We start from the raw sequence: 18,481 nt of genomic DNA, 5'->3' as shown, positions 1-18,481 counted from the left end.
CATTCAAGATCGCAGGGTGAACATGCTCCTACTCCATGTGGTAGGAGACGCTTTACGTAGCGAGCCGTAACCGCAAAAACAACATTCAAGATCGCAGGGTGAACATGCTCCAACTCCGTGTTGTAGGAGACGCTTTACGTAGCGAGCCGTAACAGCAAAAACAACATTCAAGATCGCAGGGTGAACATGCTCCTACTCCATGTGGTAGGAGACGCTTTACGTAGCGAGCCGTAACAGCAAAAACAACATTCAAGATTGCAGGGTAAACCTGCTCCAACTCCGTGTTGTAGGAAACGCTTTACGTAGCGAGCCGTAACAGCAAATACATCACGCAAGATCGCAGGGTAAATCTGCTCCTACTCCGTATTGTAGGAAACGCTTTACGCGGCGAGCTGTATAGCTTACTGCACGATTTTACTTTTTGCTTGAGCTATCATGCTTTCAAAATAATCATATACTGACGGATCGTCGACTTGCTGTGCTTTCGCAAGTTGCAAGGCGTGATTAAAGCTTTTCAGCGCCTTGTTATACGCTTTGTTCTCTATATATCCATGGCCTAGGCTTGCATGCGCATAAGACGAGTCGGGATAACGTGTGACAAATGCATTTAAAGTCGCAAGTGCAGCGTCTAGACGTTTATGGCTGGTTTGCGCGTCAGCAAGTGCTCTGTATATAGACTCTGGCACTAACACATCAAACTCATAGCGCTTAGAGAGCTTTAGATAATAATCTTCAATATCAGAGATATGCGCATATTTTCCTGCTTCTTCATTAAGCTCAAAGTAAAAATCATCAAAAAGTTTCGTTAATCCTTCATAGAGACTTGGATAAAACGTAGTTTGATGCGTTTCCAATTCTTTGAGGCTAAATTGCCAATTTACTTCTTTTGATCGGAGTGCTTTCAGGTTTGACGCAACTCGCATACCGTTGGTGTAAAAGTCGCCACCTTCCCCAGCGATACTAATATACAGATTGCGACGTAAATCATGAGCTGAGTTGCTGAGTGCTTTAAACTGCTGATCGAGCTCTTCCTCACCCCACCAACCTGGCGGGCTAATAAGCAGATAATTAGTAAATATCTCTGGCTTATTTAAAAAGGTGTGTAGTCCGTAGATCCCACCATTGGAATACCCTACTAATGTACGATTAGGTTTGAGTGAATATTGTGACTCAATGAAAGGAAATAACTCTTGAGTTAAGAAGGCTGTAAACTCGGTTGTCTTGCCAAATTGAGGAAACTTCTCTTTAATCCAGCGCTGTCTATCACTTTGAGCCTCGCCGTTAATTGGCGGTAAGTAGTCTCTTGTTCTCACCGTGGTTTTCAACCCAACAACGATGGTAGCTGGTATTTTTCCAGTGCTAACCAAAGACTCCACAATGCCCACGGTTTGGGTAAAAAAGAATTCTGCATCGAGTAAGTACAACACTTGATATTGTTTCTTAGGGTCATAATCATTTGGCGTATAAACCATGACCTCCCTATTCTCACTTAATATTTTAGATGCAAAAGTTATTTTAGACCCAATCGTGATGGCTTGTTGTTCTAATGTTTGCCCATACACCTTGCCCAATACTGCAAGTAGCATTAACACTAGCAAAATAATAAAACGCATGACTTTCCTTTTTTAGTTTATTTTTATCAGTGTGTTACATTAGAAAAAAACAGGGCGATAAAACAGCAAAGTTTGCTGATTTTTCGCTGATAATTCGCTGAAAAAAGAATTTTAAAATGGAATTAAAGCAGTTTTTGATTGCAGAGCACCTTGTAGATGTAAACCGCAATCATATTGTTATCGACCAACAAACTTATGCGCTCCCCCCTAAAGCAATAGCGGTGCTTTGTGAATTGGCAAAACAACCAAGAGAAGTGGTGAGTTTTGAGCAACTACTAAACACCGTTTGGCACGATAGAGTTGTTTCTCCCAATACATTGCAGCGCTGCATTTTCCAAATTCGCCAAGTATTCAAAAATGCAGATAGTGAGTTAGAGTTAATAAAAACGCACAGTAAAAAAGGCTATAGTTTAGAGGCATCCGTTACGTCGACAAGCGATAAGCCGAGCGCGCATAAAGCGACTCAAAAATCTCGCCCACGTGCTGCAAAATTTGGGGTAGCGGCACTAGCGATAGTTATCACGGCTTATCTCTTTACGGTTATAATTCAACCAAAAACCAACCCCAGAGTACCTATTCAACCTACTTTTACTCCAATGACCACAAGTGACGCATGGGATGCAAATGCCAGCTACTCACCTGATGGCCAATGGATTGTTTTTCAGCGCTTTAGCGATAATTGCCATAGTCAGCTTTGGGTAAAAAATCTAGTCTCGCACAAAACATCTCGTTTAACCGCTCGCCAAGGCGTGTACGGTAAGCCAAGTTGGTCACACGACGCAAAGCAACTAACTTTTACCGAGCGGAGTCATTGCAAGGCTCAAGAGACGTCTCCTTTTTGCTGGTCTTTAAACACACTAAATGTCGATACTGCAATCAACTCACCACAAAATCCACATGCCGTTATTGCTTGCCAAGAAAAGCCCATATGGCGTGCAAATTGGATGAAAAACGGCGAGATCAGTTACTTATCTCATTTACGTCCCAAACAAGCAGTACCCTACCTTTTTGATTTAAAGACAAAAAAAAGCCGCACTACCGAGTACTTGTCAAACTTTGAAAACTACACTCTTGACTATCTTGCAGATCAAAATGTTTTCGCAATGGTAAGCATTGATGAGCACAACTCTCATCATCTGAATATTTACAATCCTGATAAGACATCAACGAGCACGGCAAAGATAGTACTACCGCACGAATTGTCACCATTACAGCCAATTGAAGTCAGTTATCATCCAAGCGGTGAGTATTTGCTCGCATCAACGACTAATGGACTTTATAAACTGCAAACCAACGGGAGCATGGTTGCACTTGATACTGGGGGCAGAAAGAATCTAAGAGAGGCTTCTTTTTCAGCTGATGGAAAACAGATTTTAGCGACACAGATAAATGCCGATACCGATATTTTTACCTTAAGTCTTGCTCAAATACGAAATCACCAAACCGCTGCGACAGCAAAGATTGCCAGAACAACAATGAAGGAAGACAACCCTCAGTTTCAACCTTATGGTGATCATATTGCTTTTACGTCTACACGTACTGGTTCAAGGCAATTATGGCTTTACAATGACCAAGGAGTTGCACAGCTTACCGATTCACAGCACGACCATATCAGCAAACGAATTGTGTGGTCTCCTGCGGGTAAAAAGATAGCGGGCACAACACAACAAGGACTCACTATTTGGTCTTTAAATGGTGAGAAAACCCTCATTGCTAATTCGCTTGCCATTGATTCTGTCCTGCAGTGGCTAACGCCGAAAACGTTGTTGGTCACTGCAAGGGAGAATGGAAACGCGGGGCTTTACATTATAGATAAAGATACCAAAGAAGCCTCACTCATTGTTTCTGAAAATGTAGTTTGGGCCGCGCAAGTAGATAGTGAGCATTTTCTTTATCAAGATATGAGTCAGCGTTTTTGGCTTGTTAACACAAACACAGCTCCCGTACCGACTGAGATCCACGCGTTACGCGCTCAGTTAGCGCAGCCATTTGCCGTTTATAAAGATGGTATATTGTACGGCGTAAACAACGACAACCAGCTATGGTCTTATCATCTCAGTACAGGGATATATCAACGCCTTGCGGATGTACCCAGTAAAAGTCGTTACTTAGCAGATTTTAACGGTGAAACCTTTTTGTTTACTCAAATGCATTTGATGCAAAAGCATATCGTGTCATTTAATACACCTGATGATCAAGGCACATAGATAGAGCAAGAACGCAACGCTTTACGTAGCGAGCCGTAACAACAAAAACAACACTCAAGATCGCAGGGTAAACCTGCTCCTACTCCGAGTAGCCGGAAACGCTTTACGTAGCAAGCCGTAACAGCAAACACAACACTCAGGATCGGAGGATAAACCTGCTCCTACTCCGTGTTGTAGAGGCGCTTTACGCGGCGAGCAGTAGCCACATAACAACACTCAAGATCGCAGGGTAAACCTGCTCCTACTCCGTATTGTAGGAGACGCTTTACGCGGCGAGCAGTAGCCACATAACAACACTCAAGATCGCAGGGTAAACCTGCTCCTACTCCGTATTGTAGGAGACGCTTTACGCGGCGAGCAGTAGCCACATAACAACACTCAAGATCGCAGGGTAAACCTGCTCCTACTCCGTATTGTAGGAGACGCTTTACGCGGCGAGCTGTAGCCACATAACAACACTCAAAATCGCAGAATGAACCTGCTCCTACTCCGTGTTGTAGGAGGCGCTTCACGCGGCGAGCAGTAGCCACATAACAACACTCAAAATCGCAGGANCTCCTACTCCGTATTGTAGGAGACGCTTTACGCGGCGAGCTGTAGCCACATAACAACACTCAAAATCGCAGGATAAACCTGCTCCTACTCCGAGTTGTAGGAGACGCTTTACGCGGCGAGCAGTAGCTACATAACAACACTCAAAATCGCAGAATGAACCGGCTCCTACTCCATGTCGTAGGAGACGCTTTACGCGGCGTTCTGTTAAAAAAGCATAAATTTAAGAAACGTTATTACGGTAGGCCATCGAGTAAAAACTGCTCCGCACGTTCAACGCGGCGGGGCTTCCCCTTTAACAGCAAAACATCATTAACGCGTAAAATGGTTTGCTCATCTGGTTGAGCAATTTCTTCGCCGTCACGTCTTAACGCAGTAATATCAACGCGCTTAACCTTGAGCTCAAGCTCAGCAATTGACTTATTAACAGCAAATGCATGGTCAGGCAAAGCGATGGCATGCAGATATTCTAACCGCTCGCCTGTGACTTCATGCAGATCACTGCTGTCTCCAGCAAAAAAACCATGTAAATACGGATAACGATTTTCTCGCTCTTTACTGACACGACGAAAAATCCTGCGCATTGGTACGCCAGACATGTACAGCACGTGAGAAACCAGCATCAAACTTGCCTCTAAAGTTTCTGGCACAACTTCCGCAACCCCCATGGCTTTTAATTGCTCCATGTAACTGTCATCTTTCATGCGTACCAAGATCTTCACTTCGTGGGTACGCCGACGAATGGCATCAACAACCACTTGTGTCTGTTCAAAATCATCAAAAGTAATAATAACCAAGCGCGCTTTATCAATATTTGCTGACTTTAACAGCGTTTTTTGTGCCGCATGACCAAATAACACGGGCTCACCCGCAATTTGTGCGTCTTGTACAATTTGCGGATTACGCTCTACCGCAATATAAGGAATAGCCTCTGGACGTAAAAATCGTGCGATAGTTTGACCAACACGCGCGTAACCAAAAATCACAACATGATTTCTTAAATCAGCCGCGTTATAACCACTTGGTGCTTCGGGTTGCCAATCTTTTTCTATTCCCAAGATATTGAGAATATGCGCAGTTTTACTAATAAGATAAGGCGTTAACGCCATAGACAACACGCCAAGCGTGATCAAGAAGGACACCGCATTTTGATCCAATAACTGATGTTTACTGGCAAGCGCGAGTAACACAAAGCCAAATTCCCCCATCTGCCAGATTAAGATCCCAGCACCCCATGCATCTTTTTTACGCTCACCCATTAACTGCGCAACGCCAACTATGATCAACACTTTGATCACAAGCACAGCAGCAAGTGCTGCAACAATATAAATAAACTGGTCAAGCACATAAGGAATATTTAGCTGCATACCCACTGTGACAAAAAAGAGCCCCATTAAAATATCTCGAAATGGTCTAATTTCTGCCTCAAGCTGATGCCGATATTGGCTTTCCCCTAACATCATGCCCGCTAAAAATGCGCCGAGCGCCATTGAAAGTCCGAATGCATAAGTGAGCGAACCTGCGCACAGGGCAACAACTAAAGTAGATAAAACAAAGAGCTCATCTGTTCTTACTAATGCGATTTCGTTAAATATTCTAGGTAGTAACCACTTACCTACAGCCCATAAAACCAGACACACAACCGCCCCCTTGGCAAACGCAAAAAGTAGCGCTGACGCCAGCTCTGAATTACTCGCAGAGGAAATAAGCGGAAACGCGATGAGCAGTGGCACAACGGCAATATCTTGGAATAACAACATACCAATACCGAGCTGACCATGACGTGTGTTGAGCATCCCCAGCTCTTTTAACAGCTTAACCACAACCGCCGTCGAAGAAAGTGCAATGAGGCTCGCAATCACAAATGCCCCCAACCACTCACATTGCATAAAACGCAACACTAACATACCAATGATTGTGGTCACTATGACCTGCAAACTCCCTAAACCGAACACTACGTTTCGCATTGCCATTAATTTTGGCACGGAAAATTCAAGCCCTAAACTGAACAGTAAGAACACGATCCCAAGCTCGGCCATAAAGTGAATTTCTTGGCTGTCACTCATCCACCCAATGCCGTGACTGCCCGCAATTACTCCAGTGAGCAAATAAGCCAGAATAGGTGGCAAGCCAATCCGCTTAAAGGACCAGACTAAAATCACAGCACATAACAGCAAGGCAAAAACCTGCGCGAAGATACTTTGCAATCTGCCTCCTGAGCGAAAAAATTGACGGGGAATAAAGGTGGATTTCTTTTTCTTTCTCTTAAATATAGCAAGCGTTTGTTTTTAAGCCAGTTTAAATTTTTGGCACAAAGTTCGCATATTAATCATGTATTGTTGTATTTAAGGGGAAGAAATATGGAAAATGTCCATATTTTGACACAGAGATTGCCGACCAGAGGCGATTACTTGCCGTTCAATTCTGAACAGTATAGTACGCAAGGCGGTGAACACTACGCGCGATTAGTCGACAAACTTCAGACAACGCTCAACATTGATGAGCTGTTGACTATTTACGCGGAGCATGTGGCAAGAATTTCAAAAATTTCGGGACTCCAGTTCCATTGTAGCCTTGGCGTCTTTCAGATGAAGGACAGCGATAGCCAATTCCCAGCGAGTACGTTTGATCTTGAGCTAGAAAAAGAGCACTTAGGCCAGCTGGTGTATTTCAGTGAGTTTCCATTTAGTGAAGCGATCAAGGCAAAATTGTCAAAATTACACGCCTGTTTAATTTACCCAATGCGTAATGCCTTGATGTACAACCGTGTATTGCAATTAGCAACTAAGGACTCACTGACAGGACTTTACAATCGTAGCCAGTTTGCAGACAACTTAGAAGAAAAGCTTGAACGATGCCGTCGTCAACATCGTAATTTCAGCTTAATGCTTTTAGATTTAGACAACTTTAAGCAGGTGAATGATGTTCATGGGCATAAAGCCGGTGATGAAGTGTTGGTTGAATTTGCGCGTATTTTGCAAACCTCAACGCGTGCGACAGACTCGGTATTTCGGTTCGGTGGCGATGAGTTCGCCATTTTAATTGACGATCCTGCGTTTACAACCAACAAGGTAATTGCAGAAAGAATTATGGAAGCCGTAAGAAAGTCGAGCATGCTAGCTAAATATACGGTGACTACAAGCATTGGCTTTACACTGGCATCGAGCCATGATACTGCCGACAATATATTTTCTCGTTCGGATAGCGGCTTATACCGCGCAAAAGCAGCCGGACGAAACTGCGCTCGCGCAGTATAAAAAAGCCACTTCCCCTTTTGCTCAGTATTATGCGTTAACGCTGAGCACCTTTTCCTAAATATAGGTATGCCATCAGGGCAAGTGCCGCGCCGTTAAAAAATCCATTTATTACCCATGCAAGCGCAAGGAAATCGGGTAACACTGAAAACATCACCGCAAGCATTGGCGCAAGTAAGCCAAGAATAAAATACATTCCACCCTTACCATGCCAATACAGAAGTAAAAACACGATACTGATAATGCCTGACGCGGAAGCAAATACTTGATTTAGCCATACCACTTCACTCGACATAAAAAGTACAATAAACACCACCGCAGTGAACACCACCGCATAAGGTGCCTTTTGCGCTAACTGTTGGCCAATCTTTTTACTTTCAGTCATCTTTTACTACCCAAATAATGCCATTGTCTTCTGCGTGATCGGCACTCACAAACAATCCGTTCACCACAACCGGTGTATCATTGTAATAAACAACCGCAATAGAATCACGCTCCCAGCTTGGAATGTGTAAATCTTTTAGCCAATGTTTCAAGGTATTAGAGCCAGGTTTGCTCTGTGGTTTGATTTTATCTTTAAGTCTGCCGTAGCGAATGCTAACGATTTCGTCCGTGAAAGGTTTGCGGATCCCCTTGCCCGTTTGTATAGCAACAGGTGTACTTTGCCCACTGAGTTTGTCGAGGTTAACGGTCTCAATGTCATGCTTTTGGCTAGTTTCCGTTACCCAATAAAGTGCATCACGATATCGCCTCACCGTGCCTTGCTTAAAACGTATTTCAAGTTGGCTATCTTGGCGTGATAAAAACGCCTGTTGTACGATTTCATCTAGCTGTTTATGACTCGGCATCTCAATGCCCTGCTTTGATAACCACAGTCTGATGACATTATCTCTTCTTGCACAAGAGAGCTGTTGTAAAGCCGTGATATTTAGCGCCATCCGACAACGACACTTTTGTAAGTCTTCTTCACTCACCTCATCAATTATGGTTTGTTGGCGCTGTAAAATATCAATACTGCGCAGTGTGTTACCTACAAAACCATTGAATCGAGAGGTAAGTAACGGGATCACCTGATTGCGTAAAAAGTTACGGTCAAACGCATCATCTGTATTGGACTCATCAGTAATATGTTTAAGGCCAAACTGCTGTGCAAATGCTTCAATGTCACTGCGACTAACGGCAAGTAACGGACGAATACAATAGCGCCCAGATGCCAGCTGAGTTGTCGCTCTCATCGCTCCAAGCCCGAGTAACCCTGAGCCGCGCTTTAATCTCAGTAAGAAAGTTTCTACTTGGTCATCGGCATGTTGTCCAAGCACGATTGCAAAACCTGCTTTGGCCGCGTCATCTAACGCTTGATAGCGAGCTTCGCGTGCTTGCGCTTCAAGGCTAGTGCGGGCTTTCCGAGTAATCGAAACCTGTTTTGCAACAAAGGGAACATTGAGTGTTTCACAAAGTGATTGGCAAAATTGCTGCCACTGCGTAGCGTGCTGTGACAAGCCATGATTAACATAAACCGCTTGGAGTGTAACGTTATGCTTATTTGCATATTCTCGACAAAGATGGAGCAACACAACCGAATCCACACCACCAGATAAAGCAATACATAACCCTTTGGCGTCAAGGCTGGAACTCAATACCTTTAAACTTGACTCTACTTGTTGGTAAACCCGACTATTAATCATGTTTTCTTACAATCAATAAAAAAAGCCGCTCAATAGCGGCTTTTTAACTTAAATTAGCATTGATATCAATACGAGCAGAAACCCGTATTAACAATAACCAAATGACATCAGGCGCTTATAACGCTGATCTAACATCTCTTCGGTGCTTAGCGCTTCAAGATCAGCCAAGTCACGTTTAAGCTGCACTTTCAGGTTTTTCGCCATCGCATCGTAGTTGCGGTGCGCGCCACCTAGCGGCTCTTCGATGATGTTATTGATAAGGTCTAGCTCTTTTACGCGAGAGGCCGATACACCCATTGCTTCTGCTGCAAGTGAAGCTTTGTCTGCACTTTTCCAAAGAATAGAAGCACACCCTTCAGGTGAAATTACCGAATACGTGCTGTATTGCAGCATGTTTACTCTGTCACCTACCCCAATAGCCAATGCGCCACCAGAGCCGCCTTCACCGATCACAGTACAAATGGTTGGCACTTTGAGCGCTGCCATCACCTTAAGGTTACGTGCAATCGCTTCACTTTGACCGCGCTCTTCAGCACCTACACCCGGGTAAGCTCCCGGAGTGTCGATAAAGGTAATGATTGGCATCTTAAAGCGTTCAGCCATTTCCATTAAGCGTAATGCTTTACGGTAACCTTCTGGCTTTGGCATACCAAAATTACGTTTGATTTTTTCAGCCGTATCACGACCTTTTTGCTGACCGATAATCATTACTGGCTTGTCGTCAAGACGTGCAACACCACCAAGAATAGCCGGATCGTTAGCAAAAGTACGGTCGCCTGCGAACTCGTCAAACTCGGTAAAAATGCGTTCAATATAATCGCGAGTATATGGACGAAGCGGATGACGCGCTAATTGAGACACTTGCCAAGTACCTAAACCATCGAAAATTTTCTTGGTTAGCTCAACATTTTTGTCTTTTAAGCGGCTGATCTCTTCTTCAAGGCTAAGATCTAAATCGCCAGAGCGGCTTACGTTTTGTAATTCTTTGATTTTTGCTTCCAATTCAGCGATTGGAAGTTCAAATTCAAGATAATTGAGGCTCATGCTCTAAACTACCTGTTTAGTTAAATTCTAATTCTAATTCCTGCGCCGCCAACAGTGATAAACGAGTTAAAAGCTCATCACTTGGCGTCACACACCATTGTGTTCCTAATGTTAACTCTGCTAATGCATCAGGACGCTGATATTTAATTTTTACCGGACACGTTCCAAATTTGTATGGTTCTAGCACTTTTTTGAAATTATCAAAGAAGTTCGCGTCAATTTGAGCCATATTTAGCGTCATTTTTATTGCACTAATACGCTTTTCTCGCGCCTGAGCAATGGTAGAGATTTCTCTTGCGGTCATTGTAATGCCACCAGAGAAGTTATCAAAGCTGACCTGTCCAGATATTACCAAGATTTGGTTAATTTGCAGCATTTCTTGGTACATTTCAAACTGTTCAGGAAATAAGCGTACATCAATTCGGGCACTTTTGTCATCTAAAGTGATAAGCCCCCAACGCGCTCCCTTTTTGTTAATCAAGGTACGAGTATTGATAACCAATCCCGCCGCGGTTGCTACCGTATCACGATTACCGGGTTGTAAGTCAACTAACTTACCAGAGGTATAATATTTTAATTCTTTGCGATATTGATTAATTGGGTGGCCTGTTAGATAAAGACCTAAGGTTTCTTTTTCCCCGTTTAACCATTCTTTGTCGCTGAGCGGCGTGGCTTTGATAAAGGCTTGTTCCACCTCCTCGGGCTCAACCGCAAGTAAACCAAATAAGTCGCTCTGTCCAAGTGATTCGGCTTTGTGATGTTGCTCTGCCGACTTCATGGCATCTTTTAAGCTTGCCAGTAAAGTCGCGCGCCCAGGCTGATCTCTGTCAGGACCAAGCTTATCAAGCGCTCCTGCGTAAATGAGCTTTTCAATCACGCGTTTATTTAGACGCTTTAAATCAACTCGCGCACAGAAGTCGAATAAATCTTTAAATTCTCCCCCTTGGGCTCGGGCTTCAAGGATCGCTTCAACGGGGCCTTCACCCACGCCTTTTATCGCACCTAAACCATAGACGATCTCACCTTGACGATTTACAGCAAATTTGTAGACACCAGCATTCACGTCTGGTGGTAGCAGCGTCAACTTCATGTTTTCGCATTCATCTACCAAGGTTACGATTTTGTCGGTGTTATCCATATCCGCTGACATTACCGCCGCCATAAACTCGGCAGGGAAATGGGTCTTCATCCATAGCGTTTGGTACGACACCAACGCGTAAGCAGCAGAGTGTGATTTGTTAAAGCCGTAACCCGCGAATTTCTCTACCAAGTCGAAGATTTTCATGGCAAGTTCGCCTTCGACGCCATTGTTTTTGGCACCATCTTCGAACGTTGCACGTTGCTTTGCCATTTCTTCTGGCTTTTTCTTACCCATCGCACGACGAAGCAAGTCTGCGCCGCCTAGGCTATAACCTGCAAGCACCTGCGCTATCTGCATTACCTGTTCTTGGTAAAGGATGATCCCGTAGGTCGGCTCCAGTATGGGCTGTAGACTTTCATGCTGGTATTGTGCGTCTGGATACGATACTTCTTCACGACCATGCTTACGGTCGATAAAGTTATCTACCATGCCTGATTGCAAAGGACCCGGACGGAATAGCGCAACCAGTGCGATCATGTCTTCGAAACAGTCTGGCTTCAAGCGACGGATCAAGTCTTTCATACCACGAGATTCCAGCTGGAATACCGCAGTTGTTTGTGCGTCTAATAACACTTTAAAACTTGCAGGGTCATCCAATGGGATCGCAGCGATATCAATCGGCTCGCGACTTTCTCTGCCAAGGCGTTCGTTCGCCATGTCGAGTGCCCATTGCAAAATGGTTAGCGTTCTTAGACCGAGGAAGTCAAACTTAACCAGACCTGCGGTTTCTACGTCGTTCTTATCAAACTGGGTAACTGGGAACTTACCTTCTTCGTCGCAATACAGTGCTGCAAAGTCGGTAATAGTGGTAGGCGAGATAACAACACCACCGGCGTGTTTACCTGCGTTACGCGTACAACCTTCAAGAATACGACATTTATCAATCAGTTCACGAACTTCTTCATCGCTATCGTAAGCTTCAGGCAGGCGAGGTTCAACATCAAACGCTTTGGCAAGTGTCATCCCAGGGTCGCCAGGTACAAGCTTAGAGATCCTATCTACAAAGCCATAAGGGTGACCAAGCACACGACCAACGTCTCGAATTACCGCTTTTGCCGCCATCGTACCAAAGGTGATGATCTGAGATACGGCGTCTCGACCGTACAGTTTAGCAACGTGATCAATTACCTCGTCTCGTCTATCCATACAGAAGTCGACGTCAAAGTCTGGCATCGAAACCCGCTCGGGGTTAAGGAATCGTTCGAATAGAAGATCGAATTCAAGTGGGTCAAGATCTGTGATCTTAAGCGCATATGCCACCAAAGAGCCGGCACCGGAACCACGACCAGGACCTACAGGGATGCCGTTATCCTTACTCCACTGAATGAACTCCATTACGATTAAGAAGTAACCTGGGAATCCCATTTGGTTGATAACGTCGAGTTCAACCTGCAGACGGTCGTCATACTCACCACGCTTTTCTTTGCGGTCATTTTCGTCGGGAAATAAGAACTGCAAGCGTTCTTCTAGACCATCTCGCGATACTTTTACCAAGAAATCTTCAATCGCCAGATCGCCCGTTGGATAATCTGGTAGGAAATAGGTGCCAAGCTGTACCGTCACGTTACAGCGTTTGGCAATTTCTACTGTGTTTTCTAAAGCTTCTGGAATGTCACTAAAGAGTGCTTGCATTTGCTCGGAAGTCTTTAAATACTGCTCTTTAGAAAAGCGCTTTGGTCGATTTTTGTCTTCTAATGTGTAACCGTCGTGAATAGCAACACGAATTTCGTGGGCATCAAAGTCTTTTTCATGTAAAAACACCACTTCATTCGTCGCCACAACCGGTATATTACGCGCAGCCGCGACCTCCACTGCACCGTGGAGATATTCTTCTTCTTGTGCACGTGCAGTGCGTTGCAGCTCAATATAAAAATGGTCGCTAAAATGTTGCTCGTAAAACGCTAGCGTTTCTTCAATTAGCTTAAGATTGCCTTTTAAGATAGCTTTACCTAAATCGCCATCTTTCGCGCCAGAGATAAGGATCAGCCCTTCTTTGTATTTTGCGAGCCACTCTTTATCAATAACAGGACGATGGAATACATGGCCGCGAAGATAGGCATCGGAGATCAACAAGGTGAGGTTTTTATACCCTTGATTGTTCTTGGCGAGAACGAGAATTCGGCTTGGTTCATCAGGAAACTGATCTGACTTTAGCCAAAAATCCGCACCAATTATTGGCTTAATCCCTGCCCCGTGTGCGCCACCATAAAAACGCACCAAACCACATAAGTTCATTTGATCGGTGATGGCAAGCGCAGGCATTGCAAGCTCTTCGGCCCTAGCCACAATTGGTTTGGTCTTTGCTAGACCATCCACCATTGAGAAGTCACTGTGTACACGCAAATGGACAAACTGCGGGGCTGGCATGTTTACTCCTTCTCGGCCAAAATTCGTTGCACAGGCTTAAAGCTTGTACGGTGATGCGGAGTAACACCATGAGCTTCGAGTGCGGCAAAATGGGCTTTGGTTGGATAACCTTTGTGGCCTGCAAAACCAAACTCTGGATATTCCGCATCGAGTGCTAACATCTCATTGTCTCGGGTGACTTTCGCCAATATGGATGCTGCACTTATCTCGGCAACTAGGCTATCCCCTTTTACAACTGCGGTTGCGGCAACACTCAGCTTAGGTAAACGATTTCCATCAACAAATACATGATTAGGTTGAATTTCCAATCCTTCAACTGCGCGTGTCATCGCCAACATCGTTGCGTGAAGAATATTCAGATCGTCAATTTCTGCAACTGACGCTCTTGCAATACAGTAACACAATGCTTTTTCTTTTATTTCTTCTGCCAACGCAAGGCGTTTTTTCTCTGACAGCTTTTTTGAGTCGGTTAAACCAATAATCGGTTTGCTTGGATCTAAAATGACGGCTGCGGTCACAACGTCACCCACCAACGGGCCACGTCCTACCTCGTCAACGCCTGCAATATATTGCACATCAGGACGTTCAATTTGCATCTATTAACTCCATTACAGCCTGAGCCGCTTGTTTGCTGGCATTTAGGCGAATGTTCTCATGTATCTCGTAAAACTTTCTAATAAGCTTACCATTATTGCCTTTTAGCATCGGGAAAAGCGCATCAGCAAGTGCATCAGGATTACACTCTGCCTGTAAAAACTCAGGCACAAGTGGTGCGTCAGCCAATAAATTCGGCAAGGCAAAGTATTTGATGTTAAAGGTAAAAAAGGTATTAAAAATCCAATAACTCTTAGGATTCAGCTTATACCCTACTACCATTGGCTTTTTATATAGCATCGCCTCAAGTGTAGCGGTACCCGAGGCCAGTAAAACGGTATCCGCCGCTTGCATCGCCAGTGCTGACTGGCCGTCAAGCATAATCGGGTTCAATTCCGGCGCAACTTCCTTCAAGGCTTCCAAAAACTGCGCTCTGCGCTTTTCGTTTACCAAAGGCACGACGATTTTTAAGTCGGGAATTTTATCGGCTAGTTTTTTTGCAGTGGCAAGGTAAGTGCGACTCAATAAACCAACTTCAGAGCCCCGGCTACCTGGAAGCAGTGCTAGCACGGTATCATCTTGGCTTAAGTTCAGCTGTGCACGCGCACCTGCGGTATCCGGTTCAAGTGGAATTTCATCCGCCAGCGTATGACCCACAAATGTACAAGGCACTTCATGTTTATCATAAAAGGCTTTTTCGAATGGCAGCAAAGACAGCACGAGGTTAGTCGCTTCGGCAATCTTATGGATACGTTTTTGACGCCATGCCCACACACTCGGGCTTACATATTGTATAGTTTTGATTCCAGCTGCTTTCAATGGCTTTTCAACCCGTAGGTTAAAATCTGGCGCATCAATGCCGATAAATACATCTGGTGGATTATCAATAAAGTAGCTTACCAACTGCTTTTTAATTTTTAGCAAGCGAGGTAAGCGACCCAGCACTTCGACTAGTCCCATAACAGCCAGTTCATCCATGTCAAACAGGCTTTTACAACCCGCTTGTTGCATTTTAGGACCACCGATCCCGACAAAGTTAGCATTGGGGTAATGAAGTTTTAGCGCATTTATCAGGCCTGCTCCGAGTATATCGCCCGATAACTCTCCTGCGACCACGCCAATGGTGATATTTTTTTCGTTAGCCATTGTTATTTTTCAGTATAAAAAAAACGCCATACAAAATGTATGGCGTAAGTATAACCTGTATTGCGGTTCAAGTTTAGCGTATCAAACCACGATTAGAAGTCGCAATAAAATCAATCATTTGTTGAACTGCTGCGAACTCAGAAGCATCTTCTTTTAGCGCTTCTAACGCATCTTCTAAACGCAGCCCCTTACGGAACAACGTTTTGTATGCGCGTCTTGTTGCCATGATTTCATCAGACTCAAAGCCGCGACGCTTTAAGCCTTCAGTATTAATTGCAACGGGTCTCGCTGGCGTGCCGGTTGTTGTCACAAAAGGTGGCACGTCTTGGTTCACACCCGAGTACATACCAATAAAGGCATGTGAACCCACTTTACAAAATTGGTGTACACCAGAATTACCTGCAAGGATAACCCAGTCACCAATATGTACATGTCCGGCTACACTTGCATTGTTAGCGAAAATCACATTGCTGCCAATGACCGCGTCGTGTGCCACATGGGTGTAAGCCATAAATAGGTTGTTGCTACCAATTCGAGTGATCCCTTCGTCTTGAATTGTGCCACGATGGATAGTGGCACACTCACGAATAACGTTGTTATCACCAATAATTAGCTTAGTTGGTTCATCCTTGTACTTTTTATCTTGGCAGGCTTCCCCTACTGACGCGAATTGGAAAATGTGATTGCCTGAACCAATCTCAGATGGGCCTTTGATCACAACATGTGATTCAATCTTGCAGTTATCACCAATGACTACGTCATTACCAATATAACTATAAGGGCCTACAGAAACATTCTCGCCTAAACGCGCGCCTGATTCGATAATTGCGGTAGGATGAATAACCATTAAAACTCTCTTCTAGCACACATAATTTCAGCTGAACACACAGTTTTACCTTCTACTTTAGCTTCAGCACTGAATTTCCAGATATTACGGCGTTCTTTTTCGAACTTAACGTGCAAATGCATCGTATCACCCGGTAGAACAGGTTGTTTGAAACGTGCATTGTCAATCGCTGCAAATAAGTATAGTTCATTCTCGCTGCGATTCTCGACCGTTTTAAAACCAAGTAAACCAGTTGCCTGTGCCATCGCTTCTAGGATCAACACACCAGGGAAAATAGGTTGCTCTGGGAAGTGACCCGTGAAAATAGGCTCATTAATCGTCACGTTTTTAATCGCGTGAAGATATTCGCCAGGCTTAAAGTCTACCACTTTGTCAACAAGCAACATTGGGTAGCGGTGCGGAAGAAGTTTTAAAATCTCTTGGATATCAAAGCTGTTTAATTCGTTAGCCAAAATAGCTTCCTTATTCTACATCAGTATCTTTAAGCTGTGCTGTCAGCAGCTCAAGTGCCTTCAGGCGCGACTTAAAGTCAGATAAATTGCGTAAGTGTGCAATAGACTTACGCCACTCTTTATTCGTTTGGTGAGGTAAACCAGAAGAATAGATCCCTGGCTCAGTAATTCCTTTAGTAACCATGCTCATGCCAGTAATGACAACCCCATCACAAATTTCGTTGTGACCATTGATTGCTGTCATGCCACCGATTTGGCAGTACTTGCCGATCTTAACACTGCCCGCTAATACCGTGCAGCCTGCGATGGCTGTACCGTAACCAACTTCGACGTTATGGGCAATTTGGATCTGGTTATCTAAAATGACGTTGCTATGAATAATGGTGTCTTCTAGCGCACCTCTATCAATAGAGGTACTCGCGCCAACTTCAACGCGGTCGCCAATAATTACAGTGCCAACTTGGGGGATTTTAACCCACTCGCCTTTCTCGTTGGCGTAGCCAAAACCATCACTTCCTATTACGGCACCAGACTGGAATAGACATTGTTCGCCTATCTGTACTTCATGATAGACGGTTACGTTTGCCCAGAGTTTAGTCTTTGCGCCTATTTTGGCATGTTTTCCAATAAAACAGCCTGGCCCTATCTCAACATCATCACCAATCACAGCGCCATCTTCAATTACAGCATTCGCACCCACACTGACGTTTGCACCAAGTGTTGCGGTATCAGAGATAACTGCTGTACGATGAACTCCTGATGCTGCGCTAGGTGTTGAGTCTAGCTTCTGTGCAAGTTTTGCATAGGCTACATAAGGATCTGCGATAATGAGTTTATTACCCGCAAAATAATCCGCGTCTTTTTCACTCAAGATCACGGCCCCCGCAGTCGTGCTTTCAAGCTGACCACGGTATTTGCTGTTGGCTAAAAACGCGATTTGGTCGTCTTTTGCCTGTGCGAGAGTGGCGATATTTCGAATTAATTTATCGCCATCACCTTGCAGCTGAGCACCTAGATACTCAGCAAGTTGAGATAAGGTGTGAAGTTTTGTCATTACTTATTGCTAACCGCTTTTACCACATCTTCAGAAAGGTCGGCTACTTTATCAGGATTGAAGTAAATTGTCGTATCTTTTACTTTAACTTCGTCAAACTTACCTTTTTTAGCTACAGACTCAATCGCATCTACGATTAGCTTTTGTACTTTAGCAAGCTCTTGGTTTTGACGAACTTTAATTTCTTGCTCTAGTGGACGACCTTTTTCAGCAAGTGTCTTTTGCATACTTTGGATCTTTTCACGAAGCGCTTCTTTTTGCTCTTCACTCATTGTCGTCGCTTCGCGCTTAAATTTTTCAGCTTCGAAACGAATGTCACCTTGAATTTTTTCAAGCTCTTGACGACGCTCTGCAAACTCCGCTTGTAGTGTCTGTTCAATTTTCGCCATTTGTGGAATTTGCTTGTACACTTCCTGCATGTCGACGATGCCGACTTTGTGTGCAAATGCGCTACCTGAAGCACCCATCATTAGTGCAGCTGTCATGGCTAGTGTTGATGATTTAATAAATTTTTTCACAATAAAA

14 protein-coding genes are annotated in these 18,481 nt (G+C 44.3%); 2 read left to right on the top strand and 12 right to left on the bottom strand.

Features of this window, described 5'->3' with window-relative positions; translation table 11 throughout:
* Nucleotides 1-401: 401 nt before the first annotated feature.
* The gene (locus CKO50_RS06355; protein WP_095727476.1) at nucleotides 402-1,613 is read right to left on the bottom strand and encodes an alpha/beta hydrolase-fold protein; all 1,212 of its coding nucleotides are present in this window, start codon (nucleotides 1,611-1,613) and stop codon (nucleotides 402-404) included.
* A gap of 116 nt (nucleotides 1,614-1,729) precedes the next feature.
* On the opposite strand from CKO50_RS06355, the gene CKO50_RS06350 reads away from it, so the two are divergent.
* A complete protein-coding gene (locus CKO50_RS06350) occupies nucleotides 1,730-3,820 on the top strand; it encodes a winged helix-turn-helix domain-containing protein (protein WP_095727475.1) in 2,091 nt (696 codons plus the stop codon).
* Nucleotides 3,821-4,608: 788 nt separating this feature from the next.
* Here the strand turns inward: CKO50_RS06350 and CKO50_RS06345 are convergent.
* Entirely contained in the window at nucleotides 4,609-6,579 is a 1,971-nt protein-coding gene (locus CKO50_RS06345; protein WP_095727474.1) for a monovalent cation:proton antiporter-2 (CPA2) family protein, read from the bottom strand.
* Between the two features lie 153 nt (nucleotides 6,580-6,732).
* Here CKO50_RS06345 and CKO50_RS06340 point away from each other — a divergent pair, with 153 nt between their 5' ends.
* Nucleotides 6,733-7,629 (top strand): GGDEF domain-containing protein, encoded by an 897-nt coding sequence (locus tag CKO50_RS06340; protein ID WP_095727473.1) that lies wholly within the window; start codon nucleotides 6,733-6,735, stop codon nucleotides 7,627-7,629.
* Between the two features lie 34 nt (nucleotides 7,630-7,663).
* Here CKO50_RS06340 and CKO50_RS06335 read toward each other — a convergent pair whose 3' ends face one another.
* The 10 genes from CKO50_RS06335 to CKO50_RS06290 form a co-directional block, all read right to left on the bottom strand.
* Nucleotides 7,664-8,011 (bottom strand): hypothetical protein, encoded by a 348-nt coding sequence (locus tag CKO50_RS06335; protein WP_095727472.1) that lies wholly within the window; start codon nucleotides 8,009-8,011, stop codon nucleotides 7,664-7,666.
* Entirely contained in the window at nucleotides 8,004-9,311 is a 1,308-nt protein-coding gene (tilS, locus tag CKO50_RS06330; RefSeq protein WP_095727471.1) for a tRNA lysidine(34) synthetase TilS, read from the bottom strand. Before tilS ends, CKO50_RS06335 begins: the two co-directional genes overlap by 8 nt.
* Nucleotides 9,312-9,398: 87 nt before the next feature.
* Nucleotides 9,399-10,355, bottom strand: coding sequence for an acetyl-CoA carboxylase carboxyl transferase subunit alpha (gene accA / locus CKO50_RS06325; protein ID WP_010606782.1), 957 nt, complete (start codon nucleotides 10,353-10,355; stop codon nucleotides 9,399-9,401).
* Between the two features lie 16 nt (nucleotides 10,356-10,371).
* A complete protein-coding gene (dnaE, locus tag CKO50_RS06320) occupies nucleotides 10,372-13,863 on the bottom strand; it encodes a DNA polymerase III subunit alpha (RefSeq protein ID WP_095727470.1) in 3,492 nt (1,163 codons plus the stop codon).
* A gap of 2 nt (nucleotides 13,864-13,865) precedes the next feature.
* Nucleotides 13,866-14,459, bottom strand: coding sequence for a ribonuclease HII (rnhB, locus tag CKO50_RS06315; RefSeq protein ID WP_095727469.1), 594 nt, complete (start codon nucleotides 14,457-14,459; stop codon nucleotides 13,866-13,868).
* On the bottom strand, nucleotides 14,449-15,603 hold the full coding sequence (gene lpxB, locus CKO50_RS06310) for a lipid-A-disaccharide synthase (RefSeq protein ID WP_095727468.1): 1,155 nt from the start codon (nucleotides 15,601-15,603) through the stop codon (nucleotides 14,449-14,451). The genes rnhB and lpxB overlap by 11 nt, the downstream gene beginning before the upstream one ends.
* A 73-nt stretch (nucleotides 15,604-15,676) precedes the next feature.
* The gene (lpxA, locus tag CKO50_RS06305; protein ID WP_095727467.1) at nucleotides 15,677-16,450 is read right to left on the bottom strand and encodes an acyl-ACP--UDP-N-acetylglucosamine O-acyltransferase; all 774 of its coding nucleotides are present in this window, start codon (nucleotides 16,448-16,450) and stop codon (nucleotides 15,677-15,679) included.
* A complete protein-coding gene (fabZ, locus tag CKO50_RS06300) occupies nucleotides 16,450-16,902 on the bottom strand; it encodes a 3-hydroxyacyl-ACP dehydratase FabZ (protein WP_010371351.1) in 453 nt (150 codons plus the stop codon). Before fabZ ends, lpxA begins: the two co-directional genes overlap by 1 nt.
* Nucleotides 16,903-16,912: 10 nt before the next feature.
* Complete coding sequence (gene lpxD / locus CKO50_RS06295) at nucleotides 16,913-17,956, bottom strand: UDP-3-O-(3-hydroxymyristoyl)glucosamine N-acyltransferase (protein ID WP_095727466.1); 1,044 nt, start codon at nucleotides 17,954-17,956, stop codon at nucleotides 16,913-16,915.
* Nucleotides 17,956-18,474 carry an OmpH family outer membrane protein gene (locus tag CKO50_RS06290; protein WP_095727465.1) on the bottom strand — a complete coding sequence of 173 codons (519 nt, stop codon included), beginning with the start codon at nucleotides 18,472-18,474 and terminating at the stop codon, nucleotides 17,956-17,958. The genes lpxD and CKO50_RS06290 overlap by 1 nt, the downstream gene beginning before the upstream one ends.
* Between the last annotated feature and the right edge of the window lie 7 nt (nucleotides 18,475-18,481).

The sequence above is a fragment of the Pseudoalteromonas sp. HM-SA03 genome (genome assembly GCF_002289345.1).
GTDB lineage: Bacteria > Pseudomonadota > Gammaproteobacteria > Enterobacterales > Alteromonadaceae > Pseudoalteromonas.
Note: the sequence above shows the minus strand (reverse complement) of the source record. Positions and strands in the feature narration are given on the sequence as shown.